This window comes from Olsenella sp. oral taxon 807 (genome assembly GCF_001189515.2).
In the GTDB taxonomy this organism is placed as follows: domain Bacteria; phylum Actinomycetota; class Coriobacteriia; order Coriobacteriales; family Atopobiaceae; genus Olsenella_F.
The window spans coordinates 209,012-226,859 of record NZ_CP012069.2; the positions used below are offsets into that span (position 1 = coordinate 209,012).

Consider the following 17,848-nt stretch of genomic DNA (forward strand, 5'->3'; position numbering starts at 1 on the left):
CGGGGCGGCTTGCGCGAGGGTCCGCAGATCTCGGTTTGGGCTTGACCTCACGGAAAAGCGCACTCTGCGGGCGCCAGGACAGGACCAAGACAGGGCCAGGACAGGGCCAAGGAGGTCGAAATCTTTGAGTTCGGGTAGACGAGCGGCTATTCTAAGGTTGCTTTGCGTGACTGCTCTCTGGTTGCACAAACTAATGTCGTGGTAACGAAAGCTTAAAGCTCGATCCTGGGAGCGGATCCCATCAGGCCGCCGTATGTCGAGCCCTTGCGCGCAGTGTCAACGAAACCTACAATATATACAATTTCAGTTAAATATTAAAGCAGGGAGGCTGCGTGATGAGGTGCGCGGGAGGGACTCGGTTGGTGTCCCTGTCAGCTACGGTTGTTGCGGTGGCCGTTAGTATGGCATTAAGCCGGATATACGCTGGGATTACCGTTCAGGCCTCAGTGCTCCGGCTAGCCTCCTTCGCCCCTTGCCCCCTCGCCGGTGTGGGGAGGTTTGTCTCATGAGGGGCCTGTCTATGGTGAACTCCTACCTCACACTGCTCTTGGTATACGAGTGCGTGCGGTGTAATTTCTCGATACTTGGGCTGATCCCCCTCCTCGTGGTCAACGCGGTGTTGTCTTTTGTGCTCGCCGCGCACATCAACAGTCGCAGGAAGCACTGTACCGTGCCGGTCGAGGCTGAGCTTGTCCAGAGCGAGCGCCGCGAGGCGCTCCGTCCCCCCCATCGTCCTGTTGCGATGATTCACTGGACGCATGATGTCTGGCGTTACCGTTGGGGCGACGATGTTTGCTTCGCGGAGGACACCATCCCTCCTCTCATGTCCTTATTCGGGCCGCTCGTGGGCATCAGGCGCTCGGGCACCATCTGGGTGGACCCGTACCGTTCGCCGTACGCAACGTACGGGGGCGTCCTGTCTCCAGACTGGAGGTACCACCTGCGCTTCTACTATGCTACGGCCGTCCTCTGCCTGCTGTGTGCGGTCGCGCTGTGTATGGTCGCGCTGGCTGGCAGCGCACTCAGGTGAGCTCATGTAGCCGCGCAGGGTGGTACGAGTAGGGTCTCGGTGAGGTCAGTTCCGTGCCCCGCAGGCACGGGGGAGCCGAGTGCCGGACTTCCTACACCTCTTGACAATGAACGGGTACGACATGCGCCTTATGCCGGGCCCTTGCGTGCTCTGTGGGCGAGGTCTACAATACCTATAGCTTCAGTCAAGCATTCAAGCAAGGAGGCAGTGCGGTGAGGCGTGCGAGAGGGGCCCTGTTGGTGTCCCTGTCGGTTGCGGTTGTTGTGGTGCTTGGCATGGTCTTTAGCCGTGTTCGTGTCAAGATCACAGGCCAGACGTTGTTCCCTGGCGTGCTACAAGGCAACGCAGGTGACAAGCCTAGCGTCTTGCGTGAAGATGATACCAGGAGGTTTACCAACAGCCTGAATGGTCTGGGTGCTGCTGTAGCATCCCCCTCTAATCTGGGGTGGAACCTTGCAATGAGTGGTCCCACGCCAGTGTCCCAGTGGGTCTCCCTTGTCTTTGGCACTCTCTCTGGCATGGGGTGGGCCGCCTCATGAGGTTCCTGTCCATGGTGCACTCCTACTCCACCCTGCTCTTGGTGTACTGGTGTGTGCGGTATAATTTCTCAGTGCCTGGGCTGATCCCCATCCTCGTGGTCAATGCGGTGTTGTCTTTTGTGCTCGCCGCGCACATCAGCAGTCGCAAGAGGCGCTGCACCGTGCCGGTTGAGGGCGAGCTCGTTCTTAGCGAGGTCCGTGAGATACCCGACTCTCCCTCGTATGGTCGTGGGGGGAAGATTCAGTGGGTGCACGACGTCTGGCGGTACCGTTGGGGTGATGACGTCTGCTTCGTTGAGGACACCATCCCCCCTCTCGTGGGTTGGTTCGGTCCGCTCGTGGGCATCAGGCGCTCGGGCACCATCTGGGTTGACCCGTCCCGTTTGCCGTACACGTTATATAGGGGTGCCTTAACTCCGGACTGGATATATCACCTGCGCTTCTACTATGCTACGGCCGCCCTCTGCCTGCTGCTTGCGGCCATCACGGCCGTGACGTGCGTGGGCCGACTCACGTAGGGACTCGCTGAGGCAAGCCCCGCGTCCTGCACCCCGGGAAGCGGGGCGCCCCGCCAGACCGGCCGTGACCGACGGGCGCAGAAGAGTTATGATGAGCTTACTCAGCCGATGCCCATGGACGTCGATGTCCCTGGCCATCGCTGTCCATGGCTGTCAGCTCCGACCTAACCTCCTGGAGGACACTGTGTTCAACAAGCGTCTCCTAGCTCTTGTTCCCACTGCGACGAGGAGGTCCATTGTCGCGGCTATCCTTCGCCTGCTCTCGCTTGGCTGTCAGGTGGCGGTGCTTGTGTGGCTTGCCGATATCCTCATGGACGCGCAGGCGAGTCTGAGCGCGGACATTGCGGTACCCTCCGCCTGCATCGTCCTGCAGCTCGCCTTTGGCGCATGTGCCGAGGCAGCGGGAAGACGTGCTGGTGCCGCCGCCGTTACGACGCTCACCAAGGAGGTCTTCGAGAAGCTTATCGGGTCGGGGACCACCCTTCCCTCTCGGATGAGTGAGGGAGAGGCGAGCCAGCTTGTTGGTGAGGGTGCGCAGCGCCTGCGCCCCTACTTCCAGGACTACCTTCCACAACTCGTCTTTGCCCTGCTTGCCCCCCTTGGCCTGCTTGTGCTGCTCCTTGCGGTCAGTCCTCTCGCAGGTGTGCTCATGCTTGCGTTCGTCGTGCTCATGCCTGCCTCGATCATGATGCTTATGGGTAGGGCGAAGCGCTTCATGGGTGCCTACTGGGACGATTACGTTGATCTTTCCAGCGCGTTTCTCGATGCCATCCGGGGACTCGTAACGCTCAAGGGCTTTAGGGCGGATGCGGGCTGGCAGGGGCGTCTTGCCCGGCTGGCAAAGGAGTTTCGCCAAGCAACGATGAGGCTGCTCAGGGTGCAAATGGGAAATGTCTTGCTCATGGACCTCTTCACCTATGGCGGCATCGCCACAGGCGTCGTCGTGGCGACGCTGCAGTGTGCGGCTGGGGACATATCACCATCGGCTGCCCTTGCGATCGTGTTCATCTCGAGCTTCTTCTTTCTGCCGATGCGCCGTCTTGGCTCGCTCTTCCACACGGGCATGAACGCCAATGCCGTCTGCGAGCGGATCTTCGCGCTTCTCGATGCCGAGGACCAATTTGCCACAGACGAGCAGGTTGATCTTGGAGGTCCAGGCATCGCGTGCTCCAATCTGGGCTTCTCGTACGACGGCAAGGTGAAAGCCCTTGACGGCGTGGACTTTGACGTGCCGGCCCATACCCTCATCGGCGTGACCGGCCCAAGTGGTTCGGGTAAGTCCACCCTCATTCGCGCCATTGCGGGCGGGTGCGTGGGCTATGAGGGCAGCATCCGCGTCTGCTGCGTCGAGCTCTCGAGAATTTCCTGTGAGTCGCTCTTCTCCGTCGTGAGCGTCGTCTCGCAGCAAAGCCACGTCTTCAAGGGAAGCTTTCGGTCGAACCTGCTGCTCGGTAAGGAGGATGCCAAGGACTCGGAGCTCTGGGGCGCGCTGCGAAACGCCCAGCTCGATGCCTTCGTGCTCTCGTCCGGCGGCCTCGACGCACAGGTTGCGGAGGGGGGAGCCAACCTCTCGGGTGGCCAGCGGCAGCGCCTGTGCTTTGCCCGCGCCCTCTTACGAGATACGCCCATCTACGTCTTCGACGAGGTTACGTCCAACATCGACGCCTCGAGCGAGCGCAAGCTCCTGGATGGGATATCCCTGCTCTCGGTGACTCACACTGTGATCATGGTCACCCATCGCCTGAGCGCACTTGCCCTTGCGGACGAGATCTACGTTATGGACGAGGGACGCGTCGCCGAGAGGGGCACCCACCCGGTGCTCATGGCCCGAGGCGGCCTGTATCGGCGGCTCTGGGATCGGCTTGCCGATCTCGAGACATTTGCAGCGCAGGCGGGCGTCGAGTACGACGAGGATCGCTACGTGCCGACCGACGCGGAGCTGCGTGTTGCGAAGGTCGTGGCTACGCACTCCATACCCCTCATGGGAGCCCAGGCCATGCAGGCCGCTCTCGAGGCACTGAGCTATCGCGCCTACTCAAGCGCGCCCGTGGCTGGCTTACCCAAGGGGCATCCTGCATGGATTCCCCTGCCTGACTTCGGGGAGCCGAAGGCTCCTGCGGATCAGGTGGCCGTGGGGACAGGGGGAAACAATGGGTCGGAAGAGGACCGCAGACAGGACTCTGGGCTGTCTGAGGAAAAGGACGACAATCCGTCGCGTCGCAGCCGACTCAAGACCATCCTGTCCATGCTTCGCCTTACGCGGGGCATGGGCAAGGAAGTCTTGCTTGCAGCCCTGCTAGGTACCTTGGGTGACCTCTGCGTCGTCGCTCAGCTCGCGCTCGCAGGCTGGGCCGTCTGGGTGTTGGCTCCCGCTTCGGCAGGGCCAGGCGCGATGTCCTGCCTTGTGGCCATCTGCACGCTCGCCCTTGTCCGGGCGGCCCTGCACTACGGGGAGCGGCTCCTCACCCACGACCAGACCTTCCGGACGCTTGCTCTCGTGAGGGACAGGGTCTTCGGTGCGCTCAGGCGCCTCGCCCCGGCACGCCTCGTCGCCCGGGACGCGGGCGACCTCGTCTTACTGCTTACCTCCGACGTCGAGTCGCTCGAGGGCCTCTACTCCCGCACGCTCACCCCGACCGCCTCTGTCATCCTCTGCTCGGCGCTCACCATCGCGGCCGTGGGAAGTCTGGCCTGGCAGCTGGGACTCGTCGCGCTTGTGGGGATCGCCTTGCTGGGCATCGCCCTGCCCCTTGTCGCGGGTTCCCTCACGCGCGGGCGTGCGGAGAGGCTCAGCGCGTACTCGGTGCTCATGAGCTCGTTTGTGCTCGACAGCCTCGACGGCATCTTCGACCTCGTCCAGTGTGGTCGGGCGCGCGCCTATGCTAAGGAGCTGGAGACCCACGCGGGCTCGCTTGAGGCGGGGGAGAGACCCCTTGGCCGCGCGGTCGCACTCCTCGCTGCTCTCGCCGGGATTCTCGTGACGCTCGTGAGCTGCGCCATGACGGTGGCTGCTGTGGCGCTCATCTCAAGGGGCGCCATGAGCCCGGGCGTAGGAGCGGCCTGCGTGCTTGCGGTCATGGCCGACGCCCTGATCGTTGCGGACGTCAGTCGCCTTGGCTTCTCGCTCCAACGGACGCTCGAGTCCGCCAACCGCATTATCGACGTGATGGAGGAGGAGCCTGCGGTCGAGGATGTCCCGTCAGGTCCTGGCTCGCATGGGAACCTGGTTAAGGGCGCTGTGCCTGTCGAGGCGAGGGACGTCTCTTTCTCCTATGGGAAGAGGGAGGTGCTCCACGGCCTGTCCCTCCGGGTCAGGACTAATGCCCTGTTCAGGCTCACGGGTCCCTCAGGTGCTGGCAAGTCGACCTTGCTCAGGCTCATCATGCGCTACTGGGACGTGGGTGCGGGGTCCATCACCGTCGGCGGCAGGGACGTGCGCTCGATCGCCTCGGATGAGCTGCGTACAAGCGCCTGCCAGATGACCCAGGACAGCTACCTGCTGGATGCGACCCTGCGTGAGAACCTCCTCATCGCCCGTCTTCGGGCGAGCGACGAGGAGCTTGGGCGCGCCATCGACGCCTCCGCGCTTCGAGAGGTTGTCGATCGTTTGCCTCAGGGACTCGACACGCCCGTCGGCATGCACGGGACGGCGCTTTCCGATGGGGAGCGGCAACGCGTGGGGCTCTGTCGCGCGCTCGTCTCGGGTGCCCCCCTCATGCTGCTCGACGAGCCTACGAGCAGGCTCGATAGTCTGAACGAGGCCGCAGTCCTCTCTGCCCTGAGGGCGGCGGCAGGGGGCAGGACCATCGTCTTGGTGAGCCATCGCCGTGTCGCCGCAGCCATCGCGGACGAGACATTCGTGCTTCAGGCGAAAGGACGATAGGGCTTTCAACAACAGTGAGCGTGGCATGTCAGCATGACACGCCTCTCACGAATGCCCCAGCAAGTTTACTCTTGCAAACGCATCCGAAAAGGGCTATAAAGTTACCCACACCTAAGCCGAATCGGATAGTTATATGTGACAATTTTAATAGCAATTAAGCTCGTGTAGTGCATATGCGAAGGGTCGTGTTCCGTGGAGATATTTGTCGCAAACTTCTTGATTGCCCTGAGGGAGGGCGTCGAGGCCGCTCTGGTGGTAGGCATCCTCATCGCCTATATCTACAAGGTTGGTCGCAAGGACATCATGCCTAAGCTCTGGCTGGGTGTCGCGCTCGCCACAGTGGTTCCCCTGGGCCTTGGCGTCTGGTGGACCTGGGGACCCTACACCATTACCTTCCAGACCCAGGAGATTCTGGGAGGGTCGCTCTCCATCGTCGCCATGGTCTTCGTCACCTGGATGATCTTCTGGATGGGAAAGAACTCCCGCAAGCTCGCTCAGAGCGTGCGGACCCAGGCTGAGGAGGCGCTCGACGCGGGCAATGTCATGGGTCTCGTCTGGCTTGCCATCATATCGGTGGGTCGCGAGGGGGCCGAGACTGCCGTCTTCGTCTGGGCGACGGTCAAGTCCTCGGGCGAGCAGGGCATCGTGGGGCCGGCAGCCGGTGTGCTGCTCGGCCTGGTCGCTGCCATCGTCGTGGGCTACCTCATATACAAGGGCTCCGTCCTCATCAACATCCACAAATTCTTTGCTGTGACCGGCTACCTACTCATTTTGGTCGCGGCCGGTATCATAATGTATGGTATCAAGGACCTTCAGGAGGCCGGCGTGATCCCGGGATACGCCGTCTATCTCTACAATTACACCGATGTGATCACGGACGTCGCGGGCACCTGGTGGTTCGTGCTCCTGCGGGCCTTCTTCAACCTCGACATCCTCTTTGCGCCCACCAGTGCACAGCTTGCGGCGTGGATCGCTTATCTCCAGGTGGTGCTTCCCCTCTTTACGCTGCAGGTGTGGGGTGTTACCTTCCCGAATAGTGGTGGCTCGCGGGGCAAATGGGACGATATACCCCAGATCCGCAAGGCGAGCACGGCTCCGCAGGACAGCGAGGAGGCCTCTGCATCCCAGGTTGCCGAGACGAGCGCGGTGTCGCAGGAAGAGGACAGGTCGACCTAGCCAACCGATGGCTCAGGGTGTCGACATGTAGGCAATGGACGTGGGAAGAAAGGATAGCTTCTATGATCAAACTGAACTCAGGTTCCTGGTGGAGGAAGGCCACGGCAGTCGCGCTTGCCGGCGCCTTGGTCGCGATGCCTCTTGCCGGTTGCCAGTCCAACTCGCCGAGTGGCTCAGGTGGCTCCGGTACCTCCCAGACAGCGAGTGACAAGTCCTCCAACAACATTGATGTCACGATCACCGATGACTCCTGCAAACTCACGGCCAACTCTGCCCAGTCCGGCACCGTGACCTTCACCGTCACGAACAAGGGGACTGCCGTCAACGAGTTCGAGATCCTCGCCGAGGACAAGCTGCAGATCAAGACCGAGCGCGAGAACATCACCCCTGGCACCACCGTCACCGTGACCGCCCAGCTCGAGCCTGGTACCTACTATACCGCGTCCAAGACCAACATGGTCGGCGCGCTCGTCGATGCCACGAAGTTCGAGGTCACCGACTCTGGCAAGGAGGTCAAGATCTCTGATGACGAGCAGCAACTGCGCGAGGCTGCCCAGACCAACTACACCTCCTACGTCAAGGACCAGTCTGGCCAGCTTCTCGAGGCTACCAAGGCCTTCGCCGAGGCATACAAGAAGGGCGACTACGATACCTGCCGCAATACCTATGCGATCGCGCGCCTGCACTACGAGCGCATCGAGCCCACGGCCGAGGCCTTCGGTGACATCGACCCCTACCTCGACGAGCGTCGCGCCGATGCGGGCGATGACGGTTACGTGACCGACTTCTCCAGCTACAAGCCGGGGACCAACCTCCACGAGGCAAAGTACTGGACCGGCTGGCACGCCATCGAGCTTGACCTGTGGACCAAGGACTCGGGCTACACGAACGAGTTCCGCGCGGCTCTGGCCGACACGCTCGTAAGCGACACCCAGAGCCTCTACGACCTCGTGTACTCCAATGACTTCAGGGTCTCGCTCGACGAGATCTCCAACGGCGCCATCTCGCTTCTGGAGGAGGTCGCGACCACCAAGATCACCGGCGAGGAGGAGGCCTTCTCCCATACCGACCTCTATGACTTCCAGGCCAACATCGAGGGTGCCAAGGTCGCCTATGGGGACGTCCGCGACCTCGTCAAGATGAAGAGCCCCGACACGGTGGATGCGATCGACAAGGCGTTCCAGCAGATGGAGTCCGAGCTTGCCAAGTACAACACCGGCACGGCCGAGAAACCCGTCTATCCCTCCTACACCGAGATCGACGCAAACGCCGGCGAGAACCAGACGGATGACAAGCTCTCGAGTGGCGCCCGTTCCCTGTCCAACCAGATCAACGCCCTGCGCGAGTCCGTCGCGCAGCTGACGTCCATCGTACTAAAGGAGTCGTAAGCGTCACGGCGCCTAGACTCATCTTAGTGCGGGCAAACTCCCTCGGGCTGGCGGCCATACGGCCGTTGGCCTGAGGGTTACAGCATACGTTCGAGCGCACGGAGGCGTCATGATTCGCCTCCTCGTGTGTCAAAAGAGAGGAATGCCCATGTCTGATAGCTTGGAGGAGGGACGCGAGCGGGACGAGGACGGCATCACCAGGCGTGGTGCCCTCAAGGGACTCGGGGCGTTCGCGGCCGGAGCGGTTGCCACGGTGGCACTCTCGGGCTGTAGCAGTTCGAGCGCGAACGGTGGCGCAACGGTCGAGGGAACGACGTCAAGCCTCATCGAGACAGACGTTCCCGTCGCCGCCAACGACTGGACCGACAATGGAGCCTATGTGCGCAACGTCCAGCGCATGAGCCAAAAGATGCGTGGCGTCGACCATCAGCCCGGAGTGACGTCGGCCCAGCAGAACCTGCAGGCCGTTGCCCTCGACATGACGAGTACCGCTACCCGTGATGACTTGATCAAGCTCCTCAAGACCTGGACCACCTATGCCGAGAACCTCTGTGGCGGCTATCCTGTCAACGGACCCAACTCCGACAAGAACGCCTCGCCGCTCGACTCCGGGGAGGTGTACGACCTCGGCGCCAGCAACCTCACCATCACCTTCGGCTTTGGGGCGTCGCTGTTCCAGACCGCCGACGGAAAGGACCGCTATGGTCTTGCCTCCATCAAGCCCCAGAAGCTTGATCTGACCATGCCGCATTTCTCGGGCGACCAGTTGCAGAGCGACGAGTGTGGGGGAGACCTCTTCCTGCTCATTGGCTCCGAGGATCCCAAGGTCGCCTTCCATGCCGCGCGAAACCTCATCCGCGCCGCCTACGGCACGGCCACCATACGCTGGAACAAGGTGGGCTACTACCACACGATCTCGCCCGAGGGCTACGCGCATGCGGACCGTGACCTCTTTGGCTTCAGGGATGGGACAACCGCCCCGAGCGCGGAGGATGAGGACTACATGAACCGGGACGTCTGGATCCAGGATGGCGACGACCCCAACAGCGCTCTCTATAAGGGCGGCACCTACATGATGTGGCGCTCCTTCGACATGAAGATCGAGGCGTGGGACCAGCAGACCTTGGCCGAGCAGGAGCGCATCATCGGTCGCACCAAGCTCGAGGGCATACCGCTTTCGGGTGGCGAGGACGAGACGGCCGAACCCGATCCCAGCGCCACGGATGAGGATGGCAACCCGCTCATCGATCCCAAGAGCCATGTGGGGCTCTTCTCGTCCTTACGGCACTCGTCTGGTCACACGATGTTTCGCTGGGGCTGGAACTTCTCGAATGGCTTCAACGCCGTTGGGCAGCTCAAGGCGGGCATGCACACCGGCGGCATGGTGAGGGACCCCGAGGAGGACTTCTACGCGTTCATGCGACTCTGGCGTGACTGCGACCTCACCGAGTACATGTCGTTTACGAGTTCGGCTGTCTGGCTCATGCTTCCGGGCCTCCAGAAGGACCAGACCTACATTGGCCAGCAGATCTTCGAGGCCGTCTAGGGGCGGCAGGGATAGGTGTGGGTACCATGCCCTCGGGCACGGTACCTGCTGCGATCCGCAAACCACAGAGCAGGCGGGGCCTTGCATCGTGAGGGTGTCCAAGAGGGCTGCCCTGCGCAAGCGAGGCGTTCCGTCGTCCTTGCACGTGTTGAAGGAGCGTGTCCATGGAACATGGGCCTAACAAAAACCTGCTGGTTCGATCGGCTGTCGTGGCGGGGACGACCCTTGCGCTCGCGGGGTTCAGCACCTACACGGCCCTCTCTGCCGCACGGGCACAGGAGGCGGCTCAGAGCCAGCGCAACTCGGGCGAGCGAGGAGCGCTGCTCAAGGACGGTACGTTCACGGGCGCTGCTCGTTCGTTCGGAGGCGTCATGCACGTCTCGGTCGTCGTCTCGAACGGCTACATCACAAGCATCGAGGTGACTGGTACGGGAGACAACAGCCCCTACTTCGATCGCGCAAAGGAGAAGGTCATCCCTGCGATCGTCGACCGGCAGAGCGTGAGCGTGGATACCGTGAGCGGCGCGACGTTCTCGAGCAAGGGGATCATGAACGCAATCAACAATGCCCTCGTGTCGGCGGGGGCCATGGAGGGGCAGACTGCGAGGACCAACTTGACGACCTCAAGCTCGTCGAAGCCCCACTCGACCGCCGAGCTCAAGAAGCTTGCGCAGCAACGGGCTCCAGAGGCACCTCCCTGGTGGGAGGTCACCGTCGATGATCTGCTGGGTACCAACGATGACGGTACGGGTGGATATAACTACACGATTCGTCAGGGTTCGGGCGGTACCAACTAGGGGGCCATCGCATGAGCGATATCGCAGACGCCACGACGCCCGCGCAGCGCGATGCCAGGTCTGCGGCAGGCGACGCGGGAGATGTCAAGGCAAACAGGGCCGAAGATGGGACCGCCCGCAGGTCAGGGCAACAGGTAAGTCCCCGTAAGCGCCGCCATAGCTTCGTGAGGTGGACACGCCTTGGTGTTCAGCTGGTCTTTCTCCTCCTCTCGCCGCAGGCGTTCTCGACTGCCTTCTCGGCAGCGCGCTCTATCATGGTGAGCCTGGGCAAGGGCGAGGCCATTGAGATGACGGGCTTTACGATTACGCTCGTGGCCCTCCTCGTCCACACGATTGTGTTCGGTCGTTTCTTCTGCGGCTATGCCTGCGCCTTCGGCACCTTGGGAGATGTGCTCTTTCAGCTTGGAGATGCTATCCGGCGCAAGCTGCGCCTGAGGTCACTCAGGGTCCCCGACAAGGTGGAGGATGTCCTGCGACTCCTCAAGTACCTTGTCCTTGCGGCCCTGCTCGCAGGGTCCTTTCTTGGTGCGGGTTCGATCATCAGCTCCGCCTCCCCCTGGACTGCCTTCGGGCACCTTACGAGCCTCTCGCTCGGGAGCATGGGGATCGCGGGCGGCATCATCCTTCTCGTGCTGATGGTGCCCATGCTTCTCAAGGAGCGCGTGTTTTGCGAGTTTCTTTGCCCGCTTGGCGCACTCTTCTCGCTCATGCCCATCATCCCCAGGTCAAATCGCCATCGCAATCCCCATGACCTCGCTGGCAGCGCCGGCTGCAAGCGTGCCTGCCCCGTGCGCATCTATCCGCCCGGCGAGGGCCGGTGGATGGGGGAATGCATCCAGTGCGATCGCTGCGAGTGCGTGGCCAGGCCCGGGTGCGTGACGCTTGGTCCCGCCCTGCAGCGTGCCGAGGAGGCCCTGCGCCACCAAGGATTCGCATGTGAGGCCAGAGCCGCGTGCGCGAGCGGGTCCCAGCGGCCGGCTGCGCCTCGGCCCTCCTCCTACCTCTTTTGGCACGACTATCGCACGCTGAGGGTCGCCGCCCTCGCCCTGGTGCTGCTCGGCCTCTTGTGGCTTGGGGGCACCCTCAACTACCTGCCCGCGTCGCCTCTCGTCTCCTGACGACTGATGGCTGGCGCCCGCCCACCGCTCATAGAGGGCGCGGGGGAGTTCTTTGACACCCTCGTGCGCATTAGGGCTGACTGTGACCAGCGTCTCATCGATGCCTGCCTGGCGCGCTGTGCCTTCTTTCACGGCACGCTCTCGCGCTTCGACGACACGAGCGATGTCGGACGCATCAACGCCGCAGCCGGCAGGCGCGTACGCGTCGCTCCCACGACGGCACGGCTCGTCTCTCTTGCGCTGGAGTACTCCCGTCTTACGGGGGGTCTCTTTGACATCACGTTGGGCGTGGTGCTCGAGCTCTGGGACTTCAAGGAGGGTCGGATTCCCACGAGCTCATCGCTCGAGGAGGCCCTCCGTCATGTGAGCAGCGAGCACGTCCATGTTGTGGGGACCCAGGTCTGGCTCGACGACCCCCTTGCCAAGATCGACCTTGGCGGGATCGCGAAGGGTTACGTCGCCGATGACCTTGCTGTGGGTCTGAGGGCTGCCGGCTGCGAGCATGCCGTCCTCAACCTGGGAGGAAACGTTCTGTGCGTGGGGTCGCGTCCTGACGGCAGTGCCTGGCGGGCTGGTGTCGCGCGCCCCGGTGAGCCCTTTGGGGACCCCATGGCCCTCTGCCGGCTCAAGGACCAGGGCCTCGTCACGAGCAGTCTCTGTGAGCGGGCGTTCTCTTGCGCAGGGAGACGCTACGGCCACATCCTCGATCCGCGCTCAGGACACCCCGTCGCAACCGATGTCGCAAGCGTGACACTGCGGACCGAGCATTCGGTGGACGGGGAGACCTTGGGCAAGAAGCCCTTCTTCTTGGGCATGGCCGAGGCGCTTTCGTACCTCGACTCGCTGGAGGGCGTGGATGCCCTCCTCGTTGGCATGGACGGTAGCGTGGCGCAGACCTCGGCGGGCGCCTTCGAGCTGCTCTGACGCCCGTGAGGCTCTTGCCACTGGCGAGGCGCTAGCTGTGGGCGAGGCGCCCCAGCGCCCCGTCTATGGCCGACTTCACGATGGCCGCGTGCTCGTCCGTGGCGTTCAGACACCCTACCCAGATGAGCCTGCCACTGGAGTTCATGCCGCGCTCGACTGAGCCGCCCGTGCGCTCTACCACGGGCTTTGAGCCCTCACCTTCAAGTGCGGGCACAATCTCGTGGGCGATGTCATAGATGGTCTCGAGGCAGTCAACGGCAAAGCCCGGACAGCAAAAGTAGACGCGCGAGCTTTCGTCTCGCCAGCCAGCGAGCACGTCTTTTGCGAGAGGAGACGCCCAGGACTTCTCATGCGGCCCGAAGACGCTCTGGTAGCAGACGTATATGCTCGCAGGATCGATGCCAAGCTCCCGTGCCACGAGGTCGGCTGTGGCTCTCGTCTGGGACCGGTAGCTGTCACCCGCCCGCTCGTCCTTGAGGGGAATGGCGTGAAACGAGAGCACCAGGTGCTCATCGCTGGCGTTCGTGAAGCCGGCCTCCGTGATGTGCCGTGCGACCTCGCGGATGTAGAGCGGGTTGTCAAAGTAGTGGTCTATCACCTGGTAGGGAACGTTCCAGCCAAGCTCGCGTAGGGCGCGACTAAAGGAGTCCACGACCGACTGGGTGATGCAGTAGGCGCTCTGTGGGTAGAGCGGCAGGAGTATGAGCTGGTCGCAGCCCTGCTCATGGAGCTGCCAGAGCCTAGAGGCGATGGAGGGCTCGCCGTAGCTCATGGCGCTCATCACGCTGACGCTGGGCAACTCGCCTGCGCGATCACCCTCGAACAAGGCCTGCACCTTGCGACAGAGCAGCTCCTGGTTGGTGACGAGAGGGGAGCCCTTCTCTGTCCAGACGAACTGGTAGCGCCTCGAGGACGTGAACTTGCGCTTCGGGAGTATGAGCTTGAACACCAAAAGGTGCCAGAGGAAGAAGGGAAGCTGCCGTATGCGCGGATCCATGAGGTAGGCACCAAGGTATGCCTCGATGTCATCGGGGGCAGGTGAGGCGGGGGATCCGGTGTTGGCGACGATGACGCCTATGCTTCGCGTCGTGCTGTGGGGTGCCGTGTCGTGGGCCATGGTCGTGTCTCTCACGTGTCGGGGTTGGCGCGCTGCCAGACAAGGATAGCCTCTTGGGGCTCCAGGGGTGTTCTGAGTCCAACCTACCTCACGATCTCGTCACGGCCGCTCGTAACTTCTCACGAGCAGGACAGATGCCCAAGGAGACACGGAACAAATCAGCCTGACTCCCCGGCACTTCCTGAGCCCGCTGGACACAGGCCCGAGCCGTCGCCTGCCCTGAGGACCTGCGCCCGGCTGCGGGGGAGGGCCGTGCGCGCGACCTCGCGGAGGGGCGCATCCCGGCCCAACGCCTCACGGAGAGGCGCGGCCCGCGGCTCCCACGTCGCGCAGACTGCGCTTTTCCGTGAGGGGCGGGGGCCAGAGTGCGCTTTTCCGTAGAATGTGCTTTTCCTCACCTGGGCAAACGCGGCGCTGCCTCACGGAAAAGCGCACTCTGCAACCTGCGCCTCACGGAAAAGCGCACTCTGGCCCGCGCCCGCAGAGCACGCCTCACGGAAAAGCGCACTTTGGCCGCGCCCCCGGGGCGCACCTCACCAAAAGACGCACTCTGGCTGAGGCGTCACCTCCAGAATGCGTCTTTACGTGAGGCGTCTTACGAGAAGACGTACTCTGGCCGTTCTGGAGCTCGCAAAATGCGTCTTTCCGTGACGTCAAGCCCCAGAATGCGCTTTTCCGTAGAGTGCGCTTTTCCTCACCTGGGCAAACGCGGCGTCGGCTCACGGAAAAGCGCACTCTGCAACCTGCGGCTCACGGAGAAGCGCATTCTGCCCAAGCTTCTCACCAAAAGGTGCATTCTGGCCTGATCGACTCACGCAAAGCCGCATTCTGCGATTCCCAGATCGCGCAGACTGCGCCTTTCGGTCACGTCGCCGCCCGGGGGGCGCGGGGCGCAACCTCCCGCCAGCCTGCGGGGCACTATGGAGAATGCCTCAACTGGGCAAACGCGCTCGAGCAACCCCCCGCCAGCCTGCGGGGGGGTTGCGCCAGGGCCCGCAAGCCTCGGCCTGGGGCCTGGCCGCACGGAAAGGCGCAGTCTGGGCAGAGGGCCTCGCTGATGGAGCGCCCCGGGCCAGGCCGGGACACCATCAGGCTGCCAGTTGTGGGCTAAGGAGGTGCCGGGAACTCAGGATCATCCTGACTAGTCGAGAAACCGTCCTGTCCGTAAAGAGACTCCCCCGCGAAGGGTCGTCTCCGGGTAAGGGTAAGGTCCAGGTCACACCCCGGCCGGGGTGTCTTGACGTCGGCGCAACGGCTGCGGGTTCGGAGTCCGTCCCGGCCAGCACTGCCACTCGCCCCTGAGTGTTCCGCCCAGTACGTTCACCGCCGAGTGGCAGTGTGAGACGCACTATCCAGCACGCTCACCGCCGAGTGGCAGTGTGAGTCGCACTGCCACTCGCCCTTAAGCGTACCGGTCGCACTGCCACTCGGTCCTGATCGTACCGATACGGTACGCTCGATGCCGTCTGGCAGTGAGGAACGCACTGCCACTCACCCCTGAACGTGCCGCCCAGTACGCTCACCACCGAGTGGCAGTGTACGGAGCGCTGTCCCGTACGTTCACCGCCGAGTGGCAGTGTGAGACGCACTACCCGGCACGTTCACCACCGAGCGGCAGTGTGAGACGCACTGCCGCTCGCCCCCGAGCGTACCGGACGCACTGCCACTCGGCCCTGATCGTACCGATACGGTACGCTCGATGCCGTCTGGCAGTGAGAAACGCACTGCCACTCGCCCCTGAACGCGCCGCCTCGCACGTTCATCACCGCCCGGCAGTGTACGGCGTGCTACCTCATGCCGGCCTCTCTCCTGAGGAGCTCCAGGAGTTGCCCCCTGCCGTGCAGGCCCAGCTTCCCGAGGCCCCGCGCCCTATAGGAGTAGACGGTGGGGAGGGCAACGTGAAGGTGGGACGCTATGCCCGGCGCGGGGACCCCCTCCGCCGTCAGGACGCTGACGCTCGCTTCCAGCTGCGTGAGGCCGCGTCCCAGCAGGTAGAGCCTGGGGCGCTCGTCACAGGCGAGCATCGCGTCTGACAGCGCCGCGTCGCGTCCGCCGCGCGCCGCAAGAGGCACGAGGGCACCTACCGTCCCGAGGACCAGGTAGCCTGCAAGGGCGCTCGCAGGGCCAGTTGGGCTGTTGCCCAGGGCGCGCGTGCCCGCGAGGGTACAGAGGGATCCGAGCGCTATGGCCGCCTCCGCGTCGCGAGTCCCCGCGCCGTGGGCGTCTCGCCCGGCCGTCCCGCGCGCCCGATGGAGCGAGAAGACCCCGGTCGCCATCATGGCGCATGTGACCAGTGAAAAGACGGTCACCCCACGATCCCCAAGACAGAGGGAGACGACGAGGGTAGTACACGGCACGAGCGCGAGGGCCACGACACGGCGTATGCCAGATGCTAGCGGTCGCCCTAAGCTGGCAATTGGCGCGACTCGGCGCAAGGGGCGCACCCGAGCGACGAGCTCGGGCAGTGACTTGACCTTGAGCTTTCGGTAAGCCCTGCCGCGATAGGAGCTGACGGTGGGCTCTGACACGTGGAGCGTACCGGCAATGGCGCTTGCAGGCCAGCCCGAGAGCGTCATGAGAATGACCTGTCTCTCACGGCCACTGAGACTATCCGCCCCCCGCAAGCCCGACAAGCATCTTCTCATAGACCTGGGGTGCGAACGGAAGTTTGGGTCTTGCTGCCTCCCTGTCCGTACGTGGCTGCGCACTGCGCCGCGATGCTCGTCTGCCCACCACAAGTGCGATGACAAGCAAAGCAAGCGATGCTGCGAGCAGCGTCAGATGGTAGGCTGGGCCCACGTAGATAAACCCCGCCTGAGTACCCTCGGTCAGCATTCGCACGATAGCGCCGAGCGCATGTCCCGCTAGCAGGCTCCCCCATGGAAGCCAGCGACCCTTCAGGGACTCCGATAATGGCGAGGGCACGAGTAAGGTCACCAGTATCATCCACAGAAAGCGACACAGCATGACAGCTACCACGATGACGATACGAGCATCCTTTGGAACGGTACCTCCCGTGGTAGCGTCCATCGATGAGAGGGCCAAGGCAAAGCCCGAGGCAAGACCTAGCACGAGTACCGAAGTGGAAATCTGGCACGAATGGGCCACAAGGTGGCGTGACGTCCCGCTCGAAGGCGACAGCAGAACAGCCAGCATGAGGAGCAACAGGCACAGTGTGCCCCATCCTAGCTCAAGACAGCGCATCCACGGCGTCACGGAGACATAGTTCCACTCTGACAGTACACCACGCAGGTACAGGCAGGCCAATTCGAACACGATGAACGCGACGGAAAAGACGAGACACAGCAGGTGGGCCACCAAGGCGTTGCGGCCTCTTGCCGCCCATCCACCCGTGCGGTCCCAAGCCACGAGGAGGATGCCGATGGCAAGCACAAGCGTCGGCGCAAAGAATCCCGTAACGCCCACGGGAGGTATCGCGACGTACACCGTCGTCGTAGCGAGGCGGGGAAACGCGCCGGCGAGCGCTCCTGCTGCGATGGCGCATGGGCAGAGGAGGGTCGTCCAAGGGTGGGAGCCCTCGCGAGGCCTGTGCGAATCGTCACTGCCGCCCGATCGACCTTGAGACATCATTTTCCCCGACATATCTCCCCCTTACCTGCCGATTACAGGGTTCCTTATACGCACAGCATAGGGTGGGAGTGGGCGTTGGTCTGCCATCAAAACCTATGCAATCAGCAGACGATGGTTTCTACCAGCACAAACAAGGCCCGATGCTTCTGTGGCACCTCGTGTGGCAGCCTGTCTGCCGCCGTCGTGCGACACGTGTGCAAACAGACGGACAGGTGGCGTGA

At 63.1% G+C, this 17,848-nt stretch carries 13 protein-coding genes; 10 read left to right on the forward strand and 3 right to left on the reverse strand.

Annotated elements, in window-relative coordinates; translation table 11 throughout:
* The first annotated feature begins 505 nt into the window (after positions 1 to 505).
* From ADJ70_RS00955 to ADJ70_RS01000, 10 genes are all read left to right on the forward strand, one after another.
* On the forward strand, positions 506 to 1,030 hold the full coding sequence (locus tag ADJ70_RS00955; protein ID WP_050342703.1) for a hypothetical protein: 525 nt from the start codon (positions 506 to 508) through the stop codon (positions 1,028 to 1,030).
* A 212-nt stretch (positions 1,031 to 1,242) separates the two neighbouring features.
* Entirely contained in the window at positions 1,243 to 1,569 is a 327-nt protein-coding gene (locus ADJ70_RS00960; protein ID WP_050342706.1) for a hypothetical protein, read from the forward strand.
* On the forward strand, positions 1,566 to 2,087 hold the full coding sequence (locus tag ADJ70_RS00965; RefSeq protein WP_157051331.1) for a hypothetical protein: 522 nt from the start codon (positions 1,566 to 1,568) through the stop codon (positions 2,085 to 2,087). Before ADJ70_RS00960 ends, ADJ70_RS00965 begins: the two co-directional genes overlap by 4 nt.
* Before the next feature lie 184 nt (positions 2,088 to 2,271).
* A complete protein-coding gene (gene cydC / locus ADJ70_RS00970; RefSeq protein ID WP_050342710.1) occupies positions 2,272 to 5,970 on the forward strand; it encodes a thiol reductant ABC exporter subunit CydC in 3,699 nt (1,232 codons plus the stop codon).
* 192 nt (positions 5,971 to 6,162) lie between these two features.
* Positions 6,163 to 7,146 carry an iron uptake transporter permease EfeU gene (efeU, locus tag ADJ70_RS00975; RefSeq protein WP_216597291.1) on the forward strand — a complete coding sequence of 328 codons (984 nt, stop codon included), beginning with the start codon at positions 6,163 to 6,165 and terminating at the stop codon, positions 7,144 to 7,146.
* 62 nt (positions 7,147 to 7,208) lie between these two features.
* Complete coding sequence (gene efeO / locus ADJ70_RS00980) at positions 7,209 to 8,534, forward strand: iron uptake system protein EfeO (protein ID WP_050342714.1); 1,326 nt, start codon at positions 7,209 to 7,211, stop codon at positions 8,532 to 8,534.
* Positions 8,535 to 8,682: 148 nt separating this feature from the next.
* On the forward strand, positions 8,683 to 10,080 hold the full coding sequence (locus ADJ70_RS00985; RefSeq protein WP_050342716.1) for a Dyp-type peroxidase: 1,398 nt from the start codon (positions 8,683 to 8,685) through the stop codon (positions 10,078 to 10,080).
* A 164-nt stretch (positions 10,081 to 10,244) separates the two neighbouring features.
* A complete protein-coding gene (locus tag ADJ70_RS00990; protein ID WP_050342718.1) occupies positions 10,245 to 10,877 on the forward strand; it encodes an FMN-binding protein in 633 nt (210 codons plus the stop codon).
* 11 nt (positions 10,878 to 10,888) lie between these two features.
* A complete protein-coding gene (locus ADJ70_RS00995; protein WP_050342720.1) occupies positions 10,889 to 11,995 on the forward strand; it encodes a 4Fe-4S binding protein in 1,107 nt (368 codons plus the stop codon).
* A gap of 6 nt (positions 11,996 to 12,001) precedes the next feature.
* A complete protein-coding gene (locus ADJ70_RS01000; protein WP_050342722.1) occupies positions 12,002 to 12,919 on the forward strand; it encodes an FAD:protein FMN transferase in 918 nt (305 codons plus the stop codon).
* A gap of 31 nt (positions 12,920 to 12,950) precedes the next feature.
* On the opposite strand, the gene hemH is transcribed toward ADJ70_RS01000, so the two are convergent.
* From hemH to ADJ70_RS01015, 3 genes are all read right to left on the reverse strand, one after another.
* Complete coding sequence (hemH, locus tag ADJ70_RS01005) at positions 12,951 to 14,036, reverse strand: ferrochelatase (RefSeq protein ID WP_050342724.1); 1,086 nt, start codon at positions 14,034 to 14,036, stop codon at positions 12,951 to 12,953.
* A gap of 1,787 nt (positions 14,037 to 15,823) precedes the next feature.
* Positions 15,824 to 16,669 (reverse strand): LuxR C-terminal-related transcriptional regulator, encoded by an 846-nt coding sequence (locus ADJ70_RS01010; protein ID WP_172674417.1) that lies wholly within the window; start codon positions 16,667 to 16,669, stop codon positions 15,824 to 15,826.
* Positions 16,644 to 17,639: a hypothetical protein gene (locus ADJ70_RS01015; protein WP_172674418.1), complete on the reverse strand. Its 996-nt coding sequence runs from the start codon at positions 17,637 to 17,639 to the stop codon at positions 16,644 to 16,646. The genes ADJ70_RS01010 and ADJ70_RS01015 overlap by 26 nt, the downstream gene beginning before the upstream one ends.
* Positions 17,640 to 17,848 lie beyond the last annotated feature (209 nt).

What these genes read in the sequence shown, in the direction of transcription:
- ADJ70_RS00995 (WP_050342720.1), top strand. Translation starts at nt 10,889, where the DNA reads ATGAGCGATATCGCAGACGCCACGACGCCCGCGCAGCGCGATGCCAGG.
- ADJ70_RS00985 (WP_050342716.1), top strand. Translation starts at nt 8,683, where the DNA reads ATGTCTGATAGCTTGGAGGAGGGACGCGAGCGGGACGAGGACGGCATC.
- ADJ70_RS00990 (WP_050342718.1), top strand. Translation starts at nt 10,245, where the DNA reads ATGGAACATGGGCCTAACAAAAACCTGCTGGTTCGATCGGCTGTCGTG.
- ADJ70_RS00955 (WP_050342703.1), top strand. Translation starts at nt 506, where the DNA reads ATGAGGGGCCTGTCTATGGTGAACTCCTACCTCACACTGCTCTTGGTA.
- hemH (WP_050342724.1), bottom strand. Translation starts at nt 14,036, where the DNA reads ATGGCCCACGACACGGCACCCCACAGCACGACGCGAAGCATAGGCGTC.
- ADJ70_RS01015 (WP_172674418.1), bottom strand. Translation starts at nt 17,639, where the DNA reads ATGTCGGGGAAAATGATGTCTCAAGGTCGATCGGGCGGCAGTGACGAT.
- ADJ70_RS01000 (WP_050342722.1), top strand. Translation starts at nt 12,002, where the DNA reads ATGGCTGGCGCCCGCCCACCGCTCATAGAGGGCGCGGGGGAGTTCTTT.
- efeO (WP_050342714.1), top strand. Translation starts at nt 7,209, where the DNA reads ATGATCAAACTGAACTCAGGTTCCTGGTGGAGGAAGGCCACGGCAGTC.
- ADJ70_RS00965 (WP_157051331.1), top strand. Translation starts at nt 1,566, where the DNA reads ATGAGGTTCCTGTCCATGGTGCACTCCTACTCCACCCTGCTCTTGGTG.